At 70.9% G+C, this 22656-nt stretch carries 19 protein-coding genes and 2 pseudogenes; 8 read left to right on the forward strand and 13 right to left on the reverse strand.

What is annotated here, in order from left to right:
• Nucleotides 1-245: 245 nt before the first annotated feature.
• From cyc2 to WJ438_RS09550, 3 genes and pseudogenes are all read right to left on the reverse strand, one after another.
• Nucleotides 246-2441, reverse strand: a complete 2196-nt coding sequence (cyc2, locus tag WJ438_RS09540) for a germacradienol/geosmin synthase Cyc2 (protein WP_406724829.1) — start codon at nucleotides 2439-2441, stop codon at nucleotides 246-248.
• 111 nt (nucleotides 2442-2552) lie between these two features.
• Nucleotides 2553-3739: pseudogene (locus WJ438_RS09545) on the reverse strand (damage-control phosphatase ARMT1 family protein).
• An 87-nt stretch (nucleotides 3740-3826) separates the two neighbouring features.
• Nucleotides 3827-4474: a ScbR family autoregulator-binding transcription factor gene (locus WJ438_RS09550; RefSeq protein WP_406724830.1), complete on the reverse strand. Its 648-nt coding sequence runs from the start codon at nucleotides 4472-4474 to the stop codon at nucleotides 3827-3829.
• Between the two features lie 563 nt (nucleotides 4475-5037).
• On the opposite strand from WJ438_RS09550, the gene WJ438_RS09555 reads away from it, so the two are divergent.
• The 5 genes from WJ438_RS09555 to WJ438_RS09575 all read left to right on the forward strand — a co-directional run bounded on the left by WJ438_RS09555 (nucleotide 5038) and on the right by WJ438_RS09575 (nucleotide 10170).
• Nucleotides 5038-6051 (forward strand): substrate-binding domain-containing protein, encoded by a 1014-nt coding sequence (locus WJ438_RS09555; RefSeq protein ID WP_406724831.1) that lies wholly within the window; start codon nucleotides 5038-5040, stop codon nucleotides 6049-6051.
• Nucleotides 6052-6237: 186 nt separating this feature from the next.
• On the forward strand, nucleotides 6238-8772 hold the full coding sequence (locus tag WJ438_RS09560; protein WP_406724832.1) for a nitrate- and nitrite sensing domain-containing protein: 2535 nt from the start codon (nucleotides 6238-6240) through the stop codon (nucleotides 8770-8772).
• 22 nt (nucleotides 8773-8794) lie between these two features.
• Complete coding sequence (locus WJ438_RS09565; protein ID WP_406724833.1) at nucleotides 8795-9226, forward strand: roadblock/LC7 domain-containing protein; 432 nt, start codon at nucleotides 8795-8797, stop codon at nucleotides 9224-9226.
• A gap of 1 nt (nucleotide 9227) precedes the next feature.
• Entirely contained in the window at nucleotides 9228-9587 is a 360-nt protein-coding gene (locus tag WJ438_RS09570) for a DUF742 domain-containing protein (protein ID WP_406724834.1), read from the forward strand.
• Nucleotides 9574-10170, forward strand: coding sequence for a GTP-binding protein (locus WJ438_RS09575; protein ID WP_406724835.1), 597 nt, complete (start codon nucleotides 9574-9576; stop codon nucleotides 10168-10170). Before WJ438_RS09570 ends, WJ438_RS09575 begins: the two co-directional genes overlap by 14 nt.
• Nucleotides 10171-10237: 67 nt before the next feature.
• On the opposite strand, the gene WJ438_RS09580 is transcribed toward WJ438_RS09575, so the two are convergent.
• The 8 genes from WJ438_RS09580 to WJ438_RS09615 form a co-directional block, all read right to left on the reverse strand.
• Nucleotides 10238-11194 (reverse strand): ABC transporter substrate-binding protein, encoded by a 957-nt coding sequence (locus WJ438_RS09580; RefSeq protein ID WP_406724836.1) that lies wholly within the window; start codon nucleotides 11192-11194, stop codon nucleotides 10238-10240.
• 159 nt (nucleotides 11195-11353) lie between these two features.
• Nucleotides 11354-12019: an ABC transporter permease gene (locus tag WJ438_RS09585; RefSeq protein ID WP_406724837.1), complete on the reverse strand. Its 666-nt coding sequence runs from the start codon at nucleotides 12017-12019 to the stop codon at nucleotides 11354-11356.
• Nucleotides 12016-12714, reverse strand: coding sequence for an ABC transporter permease (locus WJ438_RS09590; RefSeq protein WP_406724838.1), 699 nt, complete (start codon nucleotides 12712-12714; stop codon nucleotides 12016-12018). The genes WJ438_RS09585 and WJ438_RS09590 overlap by 4 nt, the downstream gene beginning before the upstream one ends.
• On the reverse strand, nucleotides 12711-13835 hold the full coding sequence (locus WJ438_RS09595; RefSeq protein ID WP_406724839.1) for an ABC transporter ATP-binding protein: 1125 nt from the start codon (nucleotides 13833-13835) through the stop codon (nucleotides 12711-12713). The genes WJ438_RS09590 and WJ438_RS09595 overlap by 4 nt, the downstream gene beginning before the upstream one ends.
• A 289-nt stretch (nucleotides 13836-14124) precedes the next feature.
• Entirely contained in the window at nucleotides 14125-14532 is a 408-nt protein-coding gene (msrB, locus tag WJ438_RS09600; RefSeq protein ID WP_406724841.1) for a peptide-methionine (R)-S-oxide reductase MsrB, read from the reverse strand.
• Nucleotides 14533-14579: 47 nt separating this feature from the next.
• The gene (gene murC / locus WJ438_RS09605) at nucleotides 14580-16004 is read right to left on the reverse strand and encodes a UDP-N-acetylmuramate--L-alanine ligase (RefSeq protein WP_406724842.1); all 1425 of its coding nucleotides are present in this window, start codon (nucleotides 16002-16004) and stop codon (nucleotides 14580-14582) included.
• A 63-nt stretch (nucleotides 16005-16067) separates the two neighbouring features.
• Nucleotides 16068-16541: an indole-3-glycerol phosphate synthase gene (locus WJ438_RS09610; protein WP_406724843.1), complete on the reverse strand. Its 474-nt coding sequence runs from the start codon at nucleotides 16539-16541 to the stop codon at nucleotides 16068-16070.
• Nucleotides 16542-16780: 239 nt separating this feature from the next.
• Nucleotides 16781-17605: a pyrimidine reductase family protein gene (locus WJ438_RS09615; protein WP_406724844.1), complete on the reverse strand. Its 825-nt coding sequence runs from the start codon at nucleotides 17603-17605 to the stop codon at nucleotides 16781-16783.
• A gap of 319 nt (nucleotides 17606-17924) precedes the next feature.
• Here WJ438_RS09615 and zapE point away from each other — a divergent pair.
• The 3 genes and pseudogenes from zapE to WJ438_RS09630 all read left to right on the forward strand — a co-directional run bounded on the left by zapE (nucleotide 17925) and on the right by WJ438_RS09630 (nucleotide 21684).
• Nucleotides 17925-19102, forward strand: a pseudogene (zapE, locus tag WJ438_RS09620) (cell division protein ZapE).
• 39 nt (nucleotides 19103-19141) lie between these two features.
• The gene (locus WJ438_RS09625; protein WP_406724845.1) at nucleotides 19142-20125 is read left to right on the forward strand and encodes a slipin family protein; all 984 of its coding nucleotides are present in this window, start codon (nucleotides 19142-19144) and stop codon (nucleotides 20123-20125) included.
• 134 nt (nucleotides 20126-20259) lie between these two features.
• Entirely contained in the window at nucleotides 20260-21684 is a 1425-nt protein-coding gene (locus WJ438_RS09630; protein ID WP_406724847.1) for a PhoX family protein, read from the forward strand.
• A 66-nt stretch (nucleotides 21685-21750) separates the two neighbouring features.
• Here the strand turns inward: WJ438_RS09630 and WJ438_RS09635 are convergent, their stop codons facing one another.
• Together WJ438_RS09635 and WJ438_RS09640 are read right to left on the reverse strand one after the other, a co-directional pair.
• Nucleotides 21751-22236 carry an SRPBCC domain-containing protein gene (locus tag WJ438_RS09635; protein WP_406724849.1) on the reverse strand — a complete coding sequence of 162 codons (486 nt, stop codon included), beginning with the start codon at nucleotides 22234-22236 and terminating at the stop codon, nucleotides 21751-21753.
• Nucleotides 22233-22613 carry an ArsR/SmtB family transcription factor gene (locus tag WJ438_RS09640; protein WP_406724851.1) on the reverse strand — a complete coding sequence of 127 codons (381 nt, stop codon included), beginning with the start codon at nucleotides 22611-22613 and terminating at the stop codon, nucleotides 22233-22235. Before WJ438_RS09640 ends, WJ438_RS09635 begins: the two co-directional genes overlap by 4 nt.
• Between the last annotated feature and the right edge of the window lie 43 nt (nucleotides 22614-22656).

A 22656-nucleotide genomic window follows, 5' to 3' on the forward strand; every position in this document is an offset into this window, starting at 1 on the left:
TGGCCGGACCCGCTCACGCTCGCAGTTCCCGCCGTACTCCCGCCCCCGCCCCTTTTTCCCACCCCCCTTCCTTCCTCCACCCCCGAAGGGGTCCCCGCCCCCCTCGTGTCACCGGTGTCGTCCGGCCCGCGGCCGGGCATCGGTTCGGGACGCAACGCGGTCTGTTCCATGGATCGCCTCCGCCTGGAGTGCTACCCGGATCGGCAAAGGACGACGAGCCACGAACGAGTGAGACTGACTCCCCCTCAGGAGAGGGAAGCCATGGGCCGCGGGGGTGTGCGGTCCGGCAGGAACCCGTGGACCCGGCCCGAGAGCCACTCGTCCTTGTAGCGGTCCACGCTCCGGTGCCAGTTCAGGATGCCCGCCATCCAGTTCCGCAGGTCCAGCACATGGTCCCGCATGATCGCGCGCGCCTCCGGGGAGAGCCCGAAGTCCTCGTACAGCACGGGAAGTTCGTGCTCCACGACATGCTCGAACTGGTCCAGGCGACAGCTCATCAGGTCGTGGACGATGCCGAGGGCCCTCGGATAGTCGCAGCCGAAGAAGGTCTGCACGACGAGGATCGCGTTGTGGATCTCGCCCTCGTACTCGATCTCCTTCTGGTACGAGAAGACGTCGTTCAGCAGGCAGGCCCAGTCGATGGCCGCGTTCTCCAGGGAGCGGACCGGGCCGCTGCGGTAGATCTCGGGCGGGACGGCGGGGCCGTGGCCCATCCGGCACAGGCCGAGCGTGAGGTCGGAGCCGAAGGTCTGCCGGCGCATCTCCAGATAGTCGACCGGGTCGGGCACGCGGTGCAGCATCTGGTTGGCCAATTCCCACAACCAGCTCTCGGTCATGACGTTCACGGCCTTCTTCAGGACGGCCCGCGCCTCGGGCGCCATGGCCGCCGTGGTGCGTGCCCACAGGTCGGTCAGGGCCCGCTCCATGGCGTTGGCCGCCGGTGGCACCGGCTCACCGTCGACGGGCATGCAGTCCGACAGGCGTGCCGTGGTCAGCCGCGCGGTGGCCAGGTCACGGCGGTGTCCGTAGACCAGGGGGTAGTAGTCGTCGCCGTAGGTGCCCCAGGCGAGCCACTGGGCGCTGAGGTCGAGCGCCTCGGGAGTGGCGTCCGGGTCGAGTCCGGCCGAGCACAGCGCGAGATCGTAGGCGGCGAGCTTGTCCTCGTCCCACACGCCTTCGGCGAGGATGCCCGTCCGGTGGCACCAGTCGGCGAGGGTGCTCCGGGAGGCGTCGAGGTGCGGGCTGAGTTCCAGCGGGAACGGCATCCGGATGTCGGGGATCAGGGACGGGCCGACCTTCTGGTACGGCACATGGGTGTGGTCCCGCAGCCTCCCCCACTGCCTGGACGTCGTGGGAGGCGCCCCCGCCGCGCCCGCGGCGGCGAGCAGCCCCCGCACGTCGGCGGCCGAGGTGCCGGGACCGGTCGGCCCCGCCCACGGGCCGGTCCGCCGCGCGCCCTCGTTCATGTACCGGCTGGAACGCGTGTGCCATTCGTGACCGCCGGACTGCCAGTCCTGGAGCCCTTTCGCGTACGCCGCCACGGCCGCGACCTCGTGCGGGGCGAGGCCCTTCTCCAGGGCGACCGCGGGCACTTCGGTGAACGCGGTGTGCTCGAACTGGTGCAGCCGCGAGGTGAGGATGTCGTTGACGGTGTCGGCGGCCTCCTGCGTGGTGCAGCCGAAGAAGGTCTCCAGGACGAGTACGCCGTTGCTGTTCTCGCCCTCGTCCTCGACCTCGCGCTGGTAGGAGAACAGGTCGTTGCGCAGGTGCACGGCGTCGGAGAACGTCTCCATCAGCACCCTCAGCGGCCTGGTTCCGGCGACGGCGGCGGGCACTTCGGCCGTCGCGTACTCGACGAGCCCCGCCGACCAGGGGGCACCGCCCACCTTGCGGCGCATCTCGATGTACTCGACGGGGTTGGCGATCCGTCCCTCGTTGATGTTGGACAGCTCCCACAGCGACTCGTTGAGGAGGTGCTCGGTGGCGAGGGCGAAGCGGGCGCGCCAGTCCTCGGACATCGCGGGCACCGTGCGCGCCCACAGGTCGGCGAGGCCCGCCTCCACCGGGTTCCGCGGCTCGGGGACCGGGGTCGCCGGGTCCAGCCGCATGAACAGCGGCAGCCGGTCCAGGTGGGCCTTGCCGCCCTCACGGTCCTGGCTGCGTTTGAACAGCTCCAGGAAGTGGTCGTCGAAGAAGAAGACCCACACGTACCAGTCGGTGATGAGGGAGAGGGCGGGCCCGTCGCAGTCGGGATGGGTGTAGGCGCAGAGCAGGCCGTAGTCGTGCGCGTCGAGGTCGGCCTGGTTCCACACTCCGGATCCCTCCAGCATGCCCATCTCTCGCGCCCACACCGACGAGTGGGCGCGTGCCTCCTCGAGATGCGGGTTCAGCCGCGCGGGATGCGGCAGGTAGAAGTGCGGAAGTTCGAACGGCTGGGTCATGGCCGGGCACTACCCGTGGGCCCGTGGCGGCATCCACCGGCCCGGACATGATCACACCATCGCGTGAACCCTCTCCGATACACCGATACGCCGAAAACAGAGTTCGGCGTGCTATGCCCGTACCTGGATCAGCGCGTGGGTGCCGCTGGTGCGCCAGCGTTGCTCCTCGGCCGCGACCAGTGCCTCCTCCGTACCGGGCGCCAGGCCGGTGACGACGTCGGACTTCAGGGTGCGCAGGGCGGCGACCGGCCCCGGGAAGTACTCGGTGACCTCCGCGAACGGCGTGGTCGGCGGCCACTGTCGATCGCCCACCAAGCGGCGGTAGTTGAGGTCTCCCTTGACGAGGGTGAGGACGGCCGGGGCGAAGTCGGCGCGGAGGTCGTCCGGCATCTCCTCGTAGGGCAGCGGGGAGCAGGAGAAGGGGTGCGCGCGGAGTGCGAGCCGTCCGTCGGCAAGGGCGTCCCAGAGCCGGCGCCGTAACCGGCCGCTGCCGCCCCGGCGTCGATCAGCCGGCGCAGCGCGTCGAGGACGTCGGCGGTCGTGGCGTCGGAGACGTAGTAGGGGTACGGCTTGACGTGCAGCACCGCCCGGCCGATGTGCCCGTGGGCCAGCAGGTGGGCGATGAGCAGCAGATCGGGGACGAGTTCGCGACCGGCGTTGTCGGCGACCAGCACCAGTGTGCCCGCCGTGCCCGCGCGGGAGGGGGCCAGCAGCGACCACAGGCGCTCGCTGTCATCGGCCACCAGCGCGGGTACGGCCGCCGCGAGGTCGGTTCCCCCGGCGGACAGCCGGAAGCCGAGGTCGGCGCGGTTTCCCCAGAGGGATCCGTGCAACAGGGCCCGGCCCTGTTCGTCCTCGGGCCGCCCGGCGAGGTCGTCGAGCGCGGCGAGTTCCTCGCTGGTCTCGGGCGAGTCGAGTTCGGCGAGCTTGGAGGGGCGGAAGGGGTCGATGCCCTGCCAGACGCCGGGTACGAAGTACCCTACGGCTCTCAGCAGTTGACGATAGAACCAGCTCTCGGACCACAGCCAGGGCACGTCGTACCAGGTCTGTCCGGTGTACGTGTCCATCCCCCAGGCCCTCCAGCGGTCCCGGTCGTGGGCGTCGGCGGGGAGGGCCTCGATCGCGCCCTTGACGCAGTTGGCCAGCAGCGCGTCGAGCGCGTGCCGCTGCTCGGGTGCGTAAGGGAAGGCGTCGCGCACCTGCCGGATGATCGCGGGGTGCCGCTCGGCGAGCACGCTGTGCGGGAACGAGCCGGGCCGGTTGCCGAGGATCACGGGAGCGGTGGGGGTGTCGGGCATGCGGCTCACCGTAACGCGCGGCGCCGGGCGGCGTGACCGGCCACACCGGCAGGAGCGGCGGCGGCGGCAGGAGGGGTGGCCGAGCGGTCACACCGGGGCGATCTCCCGCTCCAGCCGTGCGGCCAGGCTGAGATAGCGCGCCCTGCGGGTCACCGGCACCAGGCCCCTGACGAGGATCTGCCACATCTCCGCGGTGCGGCGGGGCTGGCGGGCGACGGGTTCCCGGGAACGGCCCACGACCCGGGTGCCGATGAAGAAGCAGACGAGGGAGTGGGCCACGACGTCGATGTCGACCTCCGGGTGGACGTCGGCCTCCTTGACCGCGCCGAGGAGCCGGGCGGTGACGATGTCCATCCACTCGGTGAAGGGGTGGCTGAGCGGGGGGCGCGGCCGGGTGCCCCCGGTGGCGAGCCGGAGCCCCGCCCGCAGGACGGGGTCCTCGGCCGACAGGCGGGCTATGCAGAAGGTGAGACGCATCAGCGCCTCCAGGGAGGTGTGGCCGCGGATCTCGGTGTCCCTGGCCAGCCGGCGGCAGGTGGCGGACTGGAGTTCCAGGATCGCGTGGGCCAGATCCTCCTTCGCGGCGAAGTGGAAGTACAGGGCCCCCTTGGTGACTCGGGCGTGCTCGACGATGTCGCTGAGACTGGTCGATTCATAGCCCTGCCGGTTGAACAGATCGGCGGCGGCCGTGATGATCGTCGCGCGGGTCTGCTCGGCGCGTACCTGCCTCGCCATCGACTGACACTCCTGAGCCGGAAAGGAACGGGTCATGCCGTTTGTTTTCACCCCGCGTACACGGTAACTCACCCTGTGACAGCGTCCGTCCCAGCGGTTCGCTCCGTGATGCGGTACACATCCGGCAATTCAAATTCGGGCGCCGAAAGAAAACAGCGCGTCCGGTATCTGAGTGTGACAGCTGTGTCGGCAAAAGAGAACGGCGGGCGGATCCGGGCGGAACTCGTCGCAATGTGTCGCCGCGCCCACGAACACCCGGAAACCCTCCGGAGGTTGTTCCGGAGCAAGTCCGTCCGCGCCTGTCGGGCAGGTCCGTCCGGGTTCCGTACCGGCCGCGCGGTGAGAGGAGAGAAGGGTGCGGCCACCCCTGTCACCTCGGATCTCACCGTTCATCACAATGCGGCAGCGGCGTCTCGCTTCACGTGGCCCTTCACTTGACTACCAGCGGTGCGACGCGATTGGCTCCGGCCAGTGAGAGTCACCCGGTCGGCGTAACACCCCGCGACTCCGCCCCTGCTTCCGTCTCCTGACTTGCTCGGCCGTACAGCGAGGTCCGCTCCCTCATGAACACTCGTCCCCCGTCCCACGGTTTCCCGAGACGGCCCGTCCGCCTGGCCGTCCTCGCGGCAGCCGTCGGTCTGCTGGTGACCGGCTGCTCCGCCTTCGACGTGGCCGGCGACTCCTCGGACTCCAGGAGCGCCGGTGCGGCCGGTGACGGGATGAGCGTCGTGATGGTGACGCACGGCGCCGAGGGGGACACCTTCTGGGACAGGGTGAGGAAGGGTGCCGAGACCGCCGCGGCGAAGGACGGCATCGACCTCACCTTTGTGAGCGACCCGGACCCGGACGGCCAGGCCGAACTGGTGCGCAACGCGGTCCGCGACAAGGTGGACGGCATCGCTCTCACGCTGGCCAAACCGCAGGCGATGAAGGGCGCCGTGAAGGAGGCACGCGAGGCGGGCATCCCCGTGGTCGGGCTCAACTCCGGTATCGGCGCCTGGAAGTCGACGGGGCTGCTGGGGTACTTCGGCCAGGACGACGGCGTCGCGGGCCAGGCCGTCGGCAACGAGCTGAACGAGCTGAAGGCCGAGCACGCCCTCTGCGTCATCCACGAGCGGGGCAACGTCGGGCTGGAGGCGCGCTGCGCCGGCATGCGGAAGACGTTCGACGGGAAGACCGAGAACCTCTACGTGGACGGTTCCGACGAGCGCGCCGTCTCCGGCATCGTCACCGCCCGGCTGCGCCAGGACCCGACCATCGACGAGGTGGTCGCCAACGGCGCGCAGCAGGCCCTCATCGTGGCCGGCGCCGCCAAGGAGGCGGACACCGGGGCGCGCGTCGCCACCTTCGATCTCAACAAGGACCTGGTGGACGCCGTCCGCAGGGGTGACATCCAGTTCGCCGTCGACCAGCAGCCCTACCTCCAGGGCTATCTCGCCGTGGACGCGCTGTGGTTGTACCGGGCCAACGGCAACGTCAGCGGCGGCGGGGTGTCGCCCGTGCTCACCGGACCTGCGTTCGTCACGAAGACCAACGCCGCCTCGGTCGCCGAGTTCGCCGCCAACGGAACCCGGTGACAGTCGCATCCGGTGAGGACGTACCCAAGGACTCGGTTACGCACGGGCTGTACGGTCACGTGTGCGGACAACCACCCGCGCATCATCTGGGAGTAGTCGGACGTGCGTCCGACCCACCCGGCCGCAGCCTGTTCCCGACTGCTCTCCGCCCGCGATCCCCGCTGATCCGACCGCTCTAGGACGACGATGCCTCCACGGACAGATGCCCGGCGCCGTCTCGGCTCCATACGTCTCTCGCTGGTCCTCCTGGCTCTGGTGCCCAGCGTCACCCTCGCCGCCATGTGGGGTGTGACGACGATCCAGATGTTCTCGGAGGGGCTCCAGCTCCGTGCGCAGACGGAACTGAGCCGGTCGACCGGCGCGATGGGCACCGAGGCGACCCTCGCGTTGCAGCAGGAGCGGAGACTGTCCGCGGTCTGGCTGACCTCTCCGGAGAAGTCCCGGGCCGCCCTCGACGCGCAGCGCGAGAAGACGGACGCGGCGGTGGCGAAGCTGGTCGGGCAGGCCGACGCGATAGCCGAGGCGCCGGCCCGCGTGTCGGAGCGGCTGTACTCGGTACTCGGTTCGGTGGGCAGCCTCGAGTACTACCGGGACCAGGTGGACGAACCGAGCGACATCACCGCCGAGCAGGCACTCGACCAGTACACCTCGATCATCGACGACCAGATCCACGCCTTCCAGGAGCTGTCGCAGGTCGACGACGGCGACCTGACCTCGCAGGCCGGGCCGTTGGTCTCGCTGGAGCACGCCGCGGAACTGGTGTCCAAGGAGGACGCGCGGCTCACCCTGGCCTGGCCGTCCGGGGAGCTCGACGAGCCGTCCTGGTCCGCCTTCGCGGGGTCGGTCGCCACCCGCCGCTGGCTGATCGAGGACCAGATCGTGCCGTCCCTGCGCGGCGACACCAAGACGCAGGCCGAGCGGATCCTGCACAGCCCGGAGTGGCGCACCCTGCAGGAGATCGAGGACGAGGTGCTCGCCGCCCACCCCTCTGCGGAGAGCACGGCCGACCTGCCGGACGCGCAGAAGCGGTGGGAGGCGGCCCTGACCAAGGTCACACCGCAGTACGCCGCTCTGATCCGGCAGCAGACCGACGCGCTGCTCACCCGCAGCGCCGACGAGGCCCGGGGTCTGCTGCTGACCGCGGCGTCGCTCAGTGCCGGCGGGCTGATCGCCCTGCTGCTGTGCATCGGCGTGTCGTGGCGGATCACCCGCTCGCTGTCCCGCCGGCTGCACGGCCTGCGGATGGCCACCCTCAGCCTCGCCGAGGAGCGGCTGCCCGACGTGGTGGCCCGGCTGGAGCGGGGCGAGAAGGTCGACGCCGAGTCGGCGACCACTCCGCTGGACTACGGCCACGACGAACTCGGCCAGGTCGCCCAGGCGTTCAACACCGCGCAGCGCACCGCGGTGCACACGGCGGTCGAACTCGCCGACACCAGACGCGGGTTCCAGAAGGTCATCCTGGGCATCGCGCGGCAGAGCCAGAACCTCGTCAACCTCCAGCTCAGCAAGCTCGACGCGCTGGAACGCCGGCACACCGACCCCGATGTTCTCAAGGGGCTGTACGAACTGGACTCCACGGCGAGTCAGTTGCGTCGCTACGAGGAGAACCTGGTCATCGTCAGCGGTGAGCGGCCCGGCCGTTCGTGGAGCGAACCGGTCGCGCTGATCGACATCCTGCGCAGCGCCGTCGGTGAAGTCGCCGAGTACCAGCGGGTGGAGGTGCACACCGACGAGGAGGTCGCGCTGGCTCCGCCCGCGGTGGCCGACGTGATCCACCTGCTGGCCGAGCTGATCGACAACGCGACGGCGTACTCGCCCGCGCCGAGCCCCGTGGGGGTGCGCGCCGCGGTGGTGGCCAAGGGCCTCGCCGTCGAGGTCGAGGACCGGGGCCTCGGCATGTCCGAGGACGACTACGCCTCGATGAACGCCCAGTTGGCCAAGCCCCCGCAGTTCGACGTGGTGGCCCTCGCCGACGACCTGCGACTCGGCATGTTCGTGATCTCCCAGCTGGCCCACCGGCACGGCATCACCGTCACCCTGCGCCCGTCGCCATACGGCGGGACGACGGCGATCGTGCTGATCCCGCACGCGATCGTGGTCCGGAACGCGCCCGACGCGCCGCACGGGGCCGCGGCCGCCCCCGCCGCGAACGGGCACCGCACGGCGGCAGGCACGGACCGGGCTGCCACCACCGGCGCCACAGACACGGCGGACGCCGGGAACACCGGCGGCACAGGCAACACAGGCGAAACCGCCGACACCACCGGCGCCGCACAGGCAACCGGCGCGGCGGCCGTCCCGCACACCGCGGACGCCCGGACCCCCGTGACCGCGAGCGCCCGTACGGCGCCGTCCCGGCCCGGGACCACCGTACGGACCGCTCCCCGCCCGGCCACGGCCGCACCCGCGTCCCGGCCGGACGGGCTCACCCCGCTGCCCCGCCGGGTGCCGCAGACCAGCCTGGCCGCCGAACTGCGGGAGGAGGCGGCGGTGTCCGTCACCGAGCACGACTCCGACGACTTCACGGCGGAACACGCGGCCTCCTCCCTCGCCGGCTTCCAGCGCGGCACGTCCCAGGCACGTGAGGAAAGCGACGACGCCCGTGCCGACGACGATGCCGCGCCACCGGCCGCCGGCCACGACACGACGGCCTCCTCCGGGGTGTCCGCCGAGGTGCCCGCCGGCTCCCGAGAGCTCCCGAATCCGCCCGCCGACCGCTGAACGCCGACGAAGGAACACAGAAATGACACGCCCCGTACCCGCCACTCACACCCAGCTCGACCAGCTGCTCACCGGACTCGTGGAGCGGGTCGCCGAGGTGAACCAGGCCGTGGTGCTGTCCGAGGACGGTCTGGTGGTCAGTAAGTCCACCGGGTTCCTGCGCGACGACGCGGAGCGTCTGGCGGCCACCGCGTCCGGGCTGATGAGCCTCAGCAAGGGCGTCAGCATGGACTTCCGCGGCGGCCCGGTGCGCCAGGCGCTCATCGAGATGGCCAACAGCTACCTGATCCTCACCTCGGCCGGGCCGGGCGCCCATCTCGTGGTGCTGACCGGTCCGGGCGCGGACGTCGGCGTGGTCGCCTACCAGATGAACATGCTGGTGAAGAAGATCGGCGAGCATCTCAGCGCGGCGCCCCGGGGCACGGCAGACTCCGCCGCCGACTCCGGCGCGTGAAGTGGGCGGAGGCGATGTCGCGGGCCGGCTCGTCCGACCGTTCACCCTGACCGGTGGCCGGACGCGGCCCAGCCGCGCCGACTTCACGCTCATCACGACGGTGACGGCGGTCGATCCACAGCCCGAGACGGCCGCCCGGCCGCAGCCCGAGCACACCCGCATCCTGCGGCTGTGCGCGGAGCCCCTCGCGGTGGCGGAACTCGCCGCCCGCCTCGACCTCCCGATGAGCGTGGTCGTCATCATGCTCTGCGACCTGCTGGAGGCGGGCCGGATCACGGTCCGCCCGCCGCACCACGTCACCCGCACCACTCCGGACCTGGATCTGCTGCAGAAAGTGAGGGACGGCCTTGGCCGGCTCTGACACCACCGCTCAGGCACCCACCGAGCGTTCGGCACCCGACACGGTCAAGATTCTGATCGCCGGGGGCTTCGGCGTGGGCAAGACCACCATGGTCGGCTCGGTCAGCGAGATCGCCCCGCTGCGCACCGAGGAGCCGCTGACCATGGCGGGCCTGGGCGTCGACGACCTCAACGGCATCGAGGAAAAACGTGACACCACGGTGGCGATGGACTTCGGCCGGATCACCGTCTCCGACGACCTCGTGCTGTACCTCTTCGGTACGCCGGGCCAGCAGCGGTTCTGGTTCATGTGGAACGACCTGGCCCTCGGCGCGCTCGGCGCGGTGGTCCTGGTCGATGTGCGCAGACCCGAGTCCAGTTTCGCCGCGATCGACTTCTTCGAGCGCCGGGGCATCCCGTTCGTCATCGCCGTGAACGGCTTCCACGGGGAGCACCCCTACCCGGTCGAGGACATCCGGGAGTCGCTGACGCTGCCGGAGGGCGTGCCGGTGCTGCTCTGCGACGCGCGGGAGCGCGAGTCGTCCAGGGACGTACTGATCGCCCTGCTCGACCGGCTGATCGCCGCCGCGTCCCCGGCGGGGTGAGGCGGCGGCCCGAGTCCTGTCGTCACTTGGCCCGGGCCGCCGCCCCACTTCCCTCGGAGAGGAGCCGTCAGGCCAGTCCGGCCGACTTCAGCCAGGCCTTCGCCACGTCCAGCGGGTCCTTCTTCTCCAGCTGGACCTGGGCGTCGAGGTCGAGCAGGGTCTCGGTGTCCAGCTTGGCGGAGACCGCGTTGAGCGCGTCGACACCCTCCTGGGAGAGGGCGTCCTTGTGGACCAGGGGGGTCACGTTGGCGAAACCGAAGAGGTTCTCCGGGTCCTTGAGAACGACGAACTTCTCCTTCAGGATCGTCGGGTCCGTGGTGAAGATGTCCGCCGCCTGCACGGTGTTCTTCGTGAGCGCGGCCTGGGTCAGCGGGCCCCCCGCGTCCAGCGCCTTGAACGACTTGAACTCCAGCCCGTAGACGGACTTCAGGCCCTCGAGGCCCTGCCGCCGGGTCTGGAACTCGGGCGATCCGCCGATCACCAGGTCCGGTGCGACGTCCTTGAGGTCGGCGAGGGTGGACGACGCCGTGAGACCGTACTTCTTCGCTGTCCGGGCGTTGACGCTGACCGAGTCCTTGTCCTCGGCCGGCGACGGGTCCAGCAGCGTCAGCTTCTTGTCGAGCTTGGCCTTGACGGCGGCGTTGACGGCGTCGGCGGACTCCTGTTCGGCCTCGGGGTCGAGGTAGGCGAGCAGGGAGCCGTTGTACTCGGGCAGGACGGTGATGGAACCATTCTTCATCAGGCCGTAGGTCGTCTCCCGGCTGCCGATGTTGTGCTTGTAGGTGACCTTGAGGCCCTTGGCCCTCAGTGCCTCGCCGTAGATGTCGGCGAGCAGGGTGCTCTCGGCGAAGTTGTTGGAGCCGACGACGACGGTGCCGGTCTCCGCCTTCTCCTCCTCGAGGGGGTTGTCGGAGGTGTCGCCGGACGAACAGCCCGCGAGCAGCGCCGTCGCGGCGCTGAGCGCGACGACCGCCGCGCCGGTGTGCCTCGTCCTGGACCTGCTGCTCTTTGCGGTAGAAGTCATCCACCGATCCAATCCAGCCGGTTCACGGCCGTCAAGCGCGGCCGGATCACGGTTGTCACTCGGGTCGGCCGCGCGGCTGACGGCGGGTGACCTCGTGGAAGGCGGCACGAACCTGATGACGGATGGCACGGCCGGCCGCCCGTGCGTCCGGGGGCCGGTTCAGCGCCGTCGCACGCCCGGTGACACCACCAGCCGTCCCGCCGCCCAGAACAGGGCGAGCGTGACGAGGGCCAGGACCGCCACCAGGGTGGCTCCGCCGACCACCTTCTCGTAGTCGCGCTGGTAGAGCCCGTCGATGATGTACCGGCCGAGGCCGCCCAGGCTGACGTACGCGGCGATGGTGGCCGTCGACACGATCTGGATGGCCGCCGAGCGCAGCCCGCTCAGGATCAGCGGCAGCGCCACCGGCACCTCGACCTGGAACAGGATGCGCGACTCGCGCATGCCCATGCCGCGGGCGGCGTCCACCGGGGAGGGGTCCACGGAGCGGACGGCCTCGTAGGTGGTCACCAGGATCGGCGGGACGGCCAGCACGACCAGCGGGATCATCACGGGCAGCAGGCCGAAGCCGATCAGCAGCACCACCAGTACCAGCAGACCGAAACTGGGCAGGGCGCGGGCGGCGTTGGCGAGGAAGGCGAGTGCGTTCCCGCCGCGGCCGGTGTGCCCGGTCAGCAGGCCGACGGGCAGGCCGATCGCGGCGGCGATCGCGAGGGCCAGCAGAGAGTACCGGACGTGTTCGAGGAAGCGCTGCGGGATGCCGTCGTAGCCGTGCCAGTGGGCACTGTCGCCGAAGAAGGCGTTCATGAAGTCGAGGATGTTCACCGGGCCGCGCCCTCCGCTTCGAACGGCTCGGGGCGTACGGCGGGTTTCGGCCGCGTCCCGCGTGGCATCCATGGCGTGAGCAGGACCCTGAGCAGGACCAGCAGCGCGTCGCACAGGATCGCCAGCACGGCCATCGTGACCACGGAGTTCACCGCGAGCTCGGGCCGGTCGTACTTCTGCGCGGCCGCGAGCAGGTTGCCGAGGGCGCCCTGATTGCCGATCAGGGCGCCGACACTGACCAGGGAGATGCTGGACGCGGTGGCCACCCGCAGGCCGGCGATGATGGCGGGGGCGGCGATCGGCAACTGCACCTGGGTGTACCGGCGTACGGGGCCGAAGCCCATGGCGGTGGCCGCGGCCAGCGTCTCCTGTGGCACCGAGCGCACCCCGTCGACGATCGCCGGGATCAGCACCACCAGGCTGTACAGGGCCAGCGGGATCATCACGGTGAGTTCGGTCTGGCCGGTGTAGTCGATGAGGACGACGAAGAACGCCAGCGACGGGACGGCGTACAGCACGGTCGTCATGCCCAGCACCGGCGGGTACAGCCAGCGGAGGCGTCCGCACAGCTGGGCGATGGGCAGCGCGAGCAGCAGCCCGGCCGCCACCGGGATCAGCGCCTCCCTCAGGTGCAGTCCGATCAGGCCTGCCCAGCTGTGCTGGAGGTCGCTGGGGATGTCGAAGAAGCCGCTCACCCGGCGACCTTCTCGTCGTCGGCGCGGCCGCCTCGGTGGGCGGTGCGGATGGCGTCGCCGATGGTCTGCTGGGAGACGACGCCTCGCACCCGGCCGGCGTCGTCCACGGCGACGGCCCAGCCGGTGGGGGAGAGCACGGCGCAGTCGAGCGCGACCCGCAGCGAGTCCACGCCGGGCACGAACGGCCGCCCGTACGGCAGCAGCCGGTCGGGCCTGATGTCCCCGGCGGTCAGCCGCCGGGGCTCGGACCAGCCGAGCGGGCGCCCCTCGTCGTCGGTCACCAGGAGGTGGGGGGCGTTCGACGCGTCGATCCGCTCGGCGGTGGCGTCCGGCGGGATCACCGTGTCGGTGGCCAGTTCCAGCGCGGCGGTGGTGAGGAAGGAGAGCCGCCGGATGCCCCGGTCGGCCCCGAGGAAGTCCTCGACGAACGCGTCCGCGGGGTCGGACAGCAGTTCGGCGGGCGGCGCGTACTGGGCGAGCCGGCCGCCTTCGCGCAGTACGGCGACCATCGTGCCGAGTTTGACCGCCTCGTCGATGTCATGCGTGACGAAGACGATGGTCTTGCCCAACTCTTCCTGGATCCGAAGGAGTTCTTCCTGCAGGCCCTTGCGGACCACCGGGTCGACGGCCGAGAACGGCTCGTCCATCAGCAGCACCGGCGGGTCCGCGGCGAGCGCGCGCGCCACTCCGACGCGCTGCTGCTGGCCGCCGGAGAGCTGGTACGGGTACCGCTTGGCCATGGCGGTGTCGAGGCCCACCCGCTCCATCAGCTCCGCCGCCCGCTCCCGGGCCCGCTGCTTGCCCCAGCCGAGCATGCGCGGCACGGTGGCGATGTTGTCGACGATCGTGCGGTGCTGGAAGAGTCCGGCGTTCTGGATGACATACCCCATGGACCGGCGCAGGGTGGTGACCGGCCGGCCCTGGATGTCCGCACCGTCGAGCAGGATCGTTCCCTCGGTGGGCTCGACCATCCGGTTGATCATGCGCAGGGTGGTCGTCTTGCCACAGCCCGACGGTCCGACCAGGACGGTGATCGAACGGTCGGGAATCTCCAGGGAGAGCCGGTCGACCGCCACCGTGCCGTCCGGGTAGCGCTTCGTCACTGAGTCGATCCGTATCAAGACGCCGAATACCCTTCGGGTGGCTGAGAATTTCCGGCCGAGCCGGCCGCACGGTCTGCCGCCGGTCGAGTGTAGACGGCACCTCCGACAGCGCCCGGGGAACACGCCCCCGCGCTACGCGGCCACCTGCCCCGCCCCGACCTCGGGAAACCACCCGACTGCCCCTGAACGAACCGAGCCCGGCCGACCGTTGACACGGCCTCACCGGCAGATGAGAACCGGGCGGGGGGGCCGCCGGGATTCCCGGCGGCCCTCCCCGCCACCACGGCTCGGCGCGCGTCCGCGCGGATCAGCCCTCGGTGGGCTGCAGCTTCAGCGAGATGCTGTTGATGCAGTACCGCTGGTCCGTGGGCGTCGCGTACCCCTCACCCTCGAAGACGTGCCCGAGGTGTGAGCCGCAGCGGGAGCAGCGCACCTCGGTACGCACCATGCCGTGCGACCGGTCCTCGACCAGCTCGACCGCCTCGGAGTCCCGTGGGTCGTAGAAGGAGGGCCAGCCGCAGTGCGACTCGAACTTGGTCTTCGAGGTGAACAGTTCGGCGCCGCAGGCGCGGCACGAGTAGACGCCCTCGGTCTTCGTGTCGGTGTACTCACCGGTGAAGGCCGGCTCCGTGGCCGCCTGGCGCAGAACGGCGTATTCGGACGCCGACAGCTCCGCGCGCCACTGCTCGTCCGGCTTCTCCACGTCGTACGACATGAGCCTTCAGCCCCTTTGCTTCCGCTGCTGCGTGCTTCTTCCGCGTCTCACTTCGAGAGACGGTCAAGGATCAGCGGGCCGAGGTCGGTGACGTCGCCCGCTCCCATGGTGAGAACCAGATCGCCGGGCTTCGCCATTCCCGCGACCGCATCCGGAATCTCCGCCTTGTCGTGCACCGGTGTCACGTCCGCGCCGGCCGCCCGCGCCGCGTCGATGATCAGCTCGCTGGTGACGCCCGGGATCGGGTCCTCCCGGGCCGGGTAGACGTCCAGCACGACCGAGGAGTCGGCCAGGGACAGGGCCTGACCCATCTCCTTGGCCAGCTCCCGGGTGCGGGAGAAAAGGTGCGGCTGGAAGACGACGAGGATGCGGGCGTCGCCCGCGGCGGCGCGCATCGCCTCCAGGTCGGCGGTCATCTCGGTCGGGTGGTGCGCGTAGGAGTCGATGACCTGGACGCCCGCCGCCTCGCCCTTGAGCTGCAGGCGCCGCTTCACCCCGGTGTACGCGGCCAGTGCCGGAGCCAGTTCGGCGGCCGGGATGCCGACCGCGACGCCGGCGGCGAGCGCGGCCACCGCGTTGTGCGCGTAGTGGCGGCCCGGGACGGACACCGTGAAGGTGAGCGGGGTGCCCTCGAACTCGACGGTCACCTCGCTCTTCAGCCCCTGCGGGACGACCGACGTCACCCGCACGTCGGCGTCGGGCGCCTCCCCGTACGTCACCGTCCGGACGGAGCCGGCTGAACCTTCCGAACCTGCCGCACCGGCCGAGGTGCGCAGGCGCCGGGTCAGTTCCCGCGCGCCCTCGTGGTCCGACGAGATCACCAGCGTGCCGCCGGGCACGATCCGGCCGACGAACGTCTCGAAGGACTCGTGGATCTCCTCCATGGACGCGTAGGTGGCGTGGTGGTCCAGTTCCACGTTGAGGATGATCGCGACCTCGGGGGCGTACTTGTGGAAGCTGCGGTCCGACTCGTCCGCCTCGGCGACGAAGATCTCGCCCTCGCCGTGCAGCGCGTTGGAGCCGGGCACGTCCAGGTCGCCGCCGATCGCGTACGACGGGCGGCGGCCCAGCTCGGTCAGGGAGACGGCCAGCATCGAGGTGGTCGTGGTCTTGCCGTGGGTGCCGGCCACCGCGATCGGGCGCAGGCCGTCCATGAGGGCGGCCAGCGCGTCGGAACGGTGGACCACGGGAACGCCCAGTTCGGCCGCGCGGACGAGTTCCGGGTTGTCCTCACGGATCGCCGACGACACGACCACGCAGCTCGCGTCGTCGGCCAGGTGCCCGGCGGCGTGCCCGAGGTGGACCGTGGCGCCCAGCGCGCGCAGCGCCTCGGCGGTGGCGGACTCCTTGGCGTCACTGCCGGCCACCTCGGCGCCGCGCTGCGCGAGGATCTTCGCGATGCCCGACATCCCGGCGCCGCCGATGCCGATGAAGTGCGGTCGGTCCATGGCGGTAGGAAGGCCGGGTGCCATGCGTGTTTCTCCCCAGTGGTGACGAGTGTCCTCGCGCCCTCGTCGGAAGGGCGCCGCCCCAGCCTATGCCTTGCTGTGCGAGAACAGTTTCAGCACCGGCACGCCCACCTTGTGGCGGGCCCGGGAGGCCCAGTCCCGGTGGAAGAACTCCTCCACGTAGTGCGGATCGGTGAGCACGATCACCTCGTCCGCCCCGGCCTCCTGGACCATCGTTCTCAGCACGTCCAGCGGGTGGTCCTCGATCAGCCGGCCGTCGGCCTCGTGCCCGGCGGCGCGCAGGGCCTGCAGGGACACCTCGAGTGCCCGCTCCCCCATCGTCCTGGCATCCTCGCCCTCAGGCGTCTCCGCCTCACGGACGGCGTCGTCGAGCTCACCGAGGGCCACGTCGTCGATGGCCCTCAGCAGCCGGTCGGCCTGCTCGCCGCGCGGCTGGAGCAGCACCTGGAAGGCGACCTCCTCGTCACCGTGCAAGGTGGTGACGAACTCCACGTCGGCGGACGTCAGGGCCTTCTCGATCATCAGTACGCTTGTGAACACCAGGCGCCCCTTCTCCTCGGAGGGCCGTCGGCCCTCTCTCCCCGTGGGCCGAGCCAGGCCCTGCGGAATCCGTCCTGTCCCGCGCGCACGGGCACCACCGGGTTCAGTGTGCCCCTCGCGACACCAAGCGGAACGGAACATTCCGCTGATTACCGGACCAGCGGTAATCATCGAACTCGTTTCCGGATGCTCCTGGACGCTCCGGATACCGCAGGAGGATTCGGGTCTGCCCGGTCCGTTCAGGACCGCGCGTACCGCGTGAAAAGGAAACCGTCCTCCTCCAACATCGATTTCAGCGTGAAACGACGCGGAAGTGTCACAGACGGTCCATCGGCGATGCGCTGAGCGTCACCCGCGACGAGCATCGGGGCGACGGTCAGACAGAGCTCGTCCAGCACCCCGGCGGCCACCAGCTGCCCCAGCAGCCGCGGCCCGCCCTCGGTCAGCAGCCGGGTGTGCCCCAGTTCCGCGAGCGCCCGGACCGCGCGCCCCGGGTCCACACCGGCGCCCTCCCCCGCGATCACCACACGGGTCCCGGCGGCCGCCTCGGCGGCGGCGATCCGGTCGGGGGACGCGGCGGCACCGGTCAGGATCAGGGTGTCCACCAGCGGAGCGGTGAACAGCGGCAGGGAGAAGTCCAGGTCCAGGCCGGCGGACACCACGGCGATCGCCGGCGCGGGACCCTGCCCGGCCGCCTCGCGCGCCGCCGCGAACTCCGCACGCGCGCGTGCCGGGCGGTAGCCCTCCAGCCGAACCGTTTCCGCGCCGACGAGCACGACGTCCGCGAGGGCCCGCAACGTGCCGAAGACGCGCATGTCGGCCGAGCTGGAGATGGGCTGCGAGCGGCCCTCGTGCTGGGCGGCTCCGTCGAGCGTGGACACCATGTTGGCCCGCAGCCACGGCTGCCGCTCCCCATCGGGCCCCGGCCCCGGGTAGGCGTACGCGGCGGCCAGTTCGGCCAGGCTCCACTCCCCGCCCTCTCCGCCCTCTCCCGGGCGGGAGGTACCGGTCGTCTCCCCGGCGGGAGCTGCTGTTTCGTCGATCACAGGGAAGAGGCGTCGCATGCCGTGCAGTGTTCCACGCCCCGTAGGCCCTGCCCTCGAACCCCCGTCTGCCTCGCGACGCCATGCACTCCCCCGAGCTCTCGGCTTCTCCCACTCTCGACTTCTCCCCCACTCTCGACTTCTCCCCCACTCTCGACTTCGCTCGAGCGGGGGGACCCCCATGAGCGGGGGGACCCCCATGAGCGGGGGGACCCCCATGAGCGGGGGGACCCCCATGAGCGGGGGGACCCCCATGAGCGGGGGGACCCCCATGACGCCGCACGGCCCGTCCTCCGGGCGGACGACGTGAGTGTGACAAGAGGACCTAGTATCAGTAAGCGTGTCGTCCTCCTCCCCTGCCTCCCGGCTCGCTCCCACCGCCGACGCGGCCCCGCTGTCCCTGTGCGCCCGTGAGCCGCGCGTCCCCGCGGACCGGCTCGTCGCCGAGATGGTCCCCCCGCCCCGGTTCGACGCGGTCCGCTTCGACACCTACATACCTGACCCGAACCAGCCCAGCCAGACCGAGGCCGTGGGCGTCCTCGAAGGCTTCGCGGCGGGTCTCGGCGGAGCACCGGCCGGCGGTTCGGGCAGGCGCCGGCTGTTCGGCTTCGGGAAGCCGGCGAAGCCCGCCCGGCCGGCCCGCGCGGCGTCTACCTCGACGGCGGCTACGGCGTCGGCAAGACCCACCTGCTGGCCTCCCTGTGGCACGCCACCCCGGCCGAGCCCGCGCTCAAGGGGTTCGGCACCTTCGTGGAGCTGACCAACCTGGTCGGCGCCCTCGGCTTCCAGCAGACGGTACGGACGCTCTCCGGTCACCGGCTGCTGTGCATCGACGAGTTCGAGTTGGACGACCCCGGCGACACCGTGCTCGTCTCCACCCTGCTCGGCAAGCTGGTCGAGGCGGGGGTCGCGCTCGCCGCCACCTCCAACACGCTGCCCGGCAAGCTCGGCGAGGGCCGGTTCGCCGCGGCCGACTTCCTGCGCGAGATCCAGGGCCTGTCGGCCCGCTTCCGCGCCCTGCGCATCGACGGCGAGGACTACCGCCATCGCGGTCTGCCCGAGGCACCGCCGCCGTACACCGACGAACTGGTGACCAAGACGGCGTACGCCACCGAGGGCGCCTCGCTGGACAGCTTCGCGGATCTGCTGGAGCACCTCGCGAAGGTGCACCCCAGCCGCTACGGCGCCCTCACCGACGGGCTCGCCGCCGTGTGCCTCACCGGTGTGCGCCCGGTACCGGACCAGTCGACGGCGCTCCGGCTGGTCGTCCTCGCCGACCGGCTCTACGACCGCGAGGTGCCCGTACTCGCCTCGGGACTGCCCTTCGACCAGTTGTTCAGCGAGGAGATGCTGAGGGGCGGCTACCGCAAGAAGTACTTCCGGGCGATCTCCCGGCTCACCGCGCTGGCCCGGGACGCCATGGCTCACCGGGACCCCGTAGCCGCTTCCTCGCCTGCCGGCTGCATGACCTCACCCATGGCCCCGGCCGGGGCGGCGGGCATATCGTGGCAGGAGTGACCGTAAGCGCGTGAAGCAGACCTCTGACGGGAGGTCGTCATGGTCGAAGAGCTGCTCGCCGCGGCCGCCGTAACCGGTGCCGCGGGTCTCACCTATCTCGCCGCGGCGGCGCGGGTCGTCAAGCAGTACGAGCGGGGCGTGGTCTTCCGCCTCGGCCGGCTGCGCGGCGAGGAGCGCAAACCGGGGTTCACGGTGATCGTTCCGTTCGTGGACCGGCTGCACAAGGTCAATCTGCAGATCGTCACGATGCCGGTGCCCGCGCAGGAGGGCATCACCCGGGACAACGTCACCGTGCGGGTGGACGCGGTCGTCTACTTCAAGGTCGTCGACGCGGCCGCCGCGCTCGTCAACGTCGAGGACTACCGGTTCGCGGTCTCCCAGATGGCGCAGACCTCACTGCGCTCGATCATCGGCAAGAGCGATCTCGACGACCTGCTGTCCAACCGGGAGAAGCTCAACCAGGGCCTGGAGCTGATGATCGACAGCCCGGCGGTCGGCTGGGGCGTGCAGATCGACCGGGTCGAGATCAAGGACGTCTCGCTGCCCGACACGATGAAGCGGTCCATGGCCCGGCAGGCGGAGGCCGACCGCGAGCGGCGGGCCCGGGTCATCAACGCCGACGCCGAGCTCCAGGCGTCGAAGAAGCTGGCCGAGGCCGCCCAGCAGATGGCGGACACGCCGTCCGCGCTGCAGCTGCGGCTGCTGCAGACGATCGTGGCGGTCGCGGCCGAGAAGAACTCCACGCTGGTGCTGCCCTTCCCGGTGGAGCTGCTGCGCTTCCTGGAACGGGCCGCCCAGCAGCCGGTGCAGCAGGAACGCGCCCTCGAGAAACCCGGATCGCCGAGCGACCGGCACAGGACCGGCGACGCGGACAAAGACGGAGTGGCAGGGCGAGAGAGCGGCAGGGTCGGAGACGGGGGCAGGGACCGAGCCCCGGATACCGATCGCACGGTCCCGGACTTCGGGCGCCTGGCCCCGGACACGGGCCGCAAACCGACTCCGGCCCCGACCCCGGACACATGACACGCGACCGCCCCCGGACCGACGCGTGACACGTGCTCCGCGCGTGGTTCCCGTGACTCGCGGCAGGTGATAGACACGGCGGGACCACAGTTCCTGTCCGCCAGCAGGAAGGTTCCCCTATGTCAGAAACAGGCATGCCGGAAACAGGGTCCGACACCGGATTCCTGCCCTCGACACGACGTCATCTGCTCGCCCGTTCCGGCGCCCTGGGAATCGGCATCGCGTTCTCCGGCGCCCTCTCCGAGCTGTTCACTCCCGCGACCGCCGCCGCGCAGAACCTCGGCCACCACGACTACGGCCCCCTCGTCCCCGACCCCGACGGGCTGCTGGACCTGCCAAGAGGTTTCCGCTACCGGGTGCTCTCCCGCGAGGGCGACGAACTGCGCTCCGGTGAAGGCCCCGTCCCCTCCCACCATGACGGCATGGCCGCCTTCGCGGGCAGACACGGCCGCGTCCATCTCGTCCGCAACCACGAGAACCGCGCCAACGGCAGGGTCCCGGTCCCGGTGATCGAGGGTCTGACCTACGACCCGGAAGGCAAGGGCGGCTGTACGTCGCTGACCCTGGACGCCCGCAACCGGGTGCTGTCGGAACGGGTCGCGATCGCCGGTACGGCCGTCAACTGCGCGGGCGGGCCGACGCCTTGGGGCACCTGGCTGACCTGCGAGGAGACCGAGGACAAGGCGGGCACCAACGGCTACACCAAGGATCACGGCTTCGTCTTCGAGGTCGACGGGGCCGACCCGCGCCGCACGGGTGCCGTGCCGCTCACCGCGATGGGCCGCTTCCAGCACGAGGCGATCGCGGTCGACCCGAAGCGGGGCGTCGTCTACGAGACGGAGGACGCGTTCGAACGGCCCTTCGGGCTCTTCTACCGCTTCCTGCCGAACAAGCCGCTCGGCGGCACCGGTTCGCTGCGCGCGGGCGGCCGGCTCCAGGCGATGCGGGTGCCCGGACTGCCCGACCTGTCCTCCGTCCAGGAGACGGGCGCCGGCTTCGACGGCGTCGAGTGGGTGGACGTGCCGGACCCGCAGGCCGCCGAAACCCCCATCCGATTGCAGGACTTCGGCGCCGGGGGCATCACGCACGCGCAGAAGCTGGAGGGCTGCTACTGGGGCGGCCGGTCGGTGTACTTCGTGTCGTCCTTCGCCCGCAGCGCCGAGGGTTCGGGCGGTGACCACTACGGGCAGATCTGGCGCTACGACCCGGACCGGCGGCGGCTGACGCTGGTGATCGTCTTCGGGCCGGACACCGACGTCCAACTGCCCGGCGAGTCGCCGGACAACATCTGCCTCGCCCCCAGCGGCGGCTTGATGGTCTGCGAGGACGGCGGCGGCGCGCAGTACGTCTACGGCGTCACCCGGCGCGGTGAGGTGTACGCGATGGCGCGCAACCGCCAGGCGATCACATCAGCCGCTACCGCGGCGGAGGGAACGCCCGAGGAACCGGAGTGGGGCGAGTTCGCCGGGGTCACCTTCTCCCCCGACGGCCGGACGATGTACGTCAACTGCTACTCCCCCGGCACGACGTTCGCGGTCACCGGCCCCTGGCGGCGGTGACGCACGCGGGGACGGCCGGGGCGAGCCCCGGCCGTCCCCGCGGTCCGTACGCGGTCCGTACGCGGATCAGGCCGCCAGCAGGTCGTCCATCTGGCCGATCGACTGCCGCAGCCCCTCGACCATGCCCATCTCCGCGAGCTGATCCATCTGCTCCCGGCTGTCGAAGACCGAGCGCAGTTCCATCCGGGTACCGCCCTCGCGCTCGTTGAGCGTCATCCGTACCGCCGTGGTCGGCATCTCGGGGTCCGGCTTGCCGTCCTGGTCGGAGAAGCCGTCGGTGAACTCCAGGGCGGTGGGCGGGGTGACCGAGGCGATCCGCCACCAGCCGCCGAACTTCTCGCCCTCCGGGCTGGTCATGAAGTACCTGACCTCCCCGCCGGGGGTCAGGTCGTGCGCCTCCACGGTCGCCGGGTAGGCCGGCGGCCCCCACCAGCGCTCCAGCTGCCGCGGGTCCGCCCACAGCTGCCACACCTTCTCTACCGGGGCGGTGAAGTCCGCGATCACGGTGAGGGTCAGGTTGTCGAGATCCTTGTCCACGCTCGTGACGGTCATGCGTCCTGTCCTTTCGTCGAGTCGTCGTCGGGCCCGGCGCCGTCCGCGAGCAGACCGGACATCCGGTCCACGCGCGCCCGCCAGGCCGTCTCCAGTTCGTCGAGGGCCTGCCGCGCCCGGCCCACCGCGTTGGGGTCGGTACGCACGAGTCGCTCCCGTCCACGCCGCTGCTTGGTGACCAGCCCGGCGCGCTCCAGCACCGTGACGTGTTTCTGCACCGCGGCGAAGCTCATCGGGTACGCCTCGGCCAGACGTGACACGGACAGCTCACTCCGCACACAACGACGGAGTATGTCGCGACGCGTCGCGTCGGCCAGGGCCTGGAACAGCCGGTCCACGGCCTCGTCGGTCTCTTCGGTCACTCCATCTACAACCATTTGGTTGCATGTTAGTTCCGCCCACCCCCGTCTGCAAGAGGAG

It is taken from the genome of Streptomyces sp. GD-15H, from assembly GCF_045291515.1.
Taxonomy (GTDB): domain Bacteria; phylum Actinomycetota; class Actinomycetes; order Streptomycetales; family Streptomycetaceae; genus Streptomyces.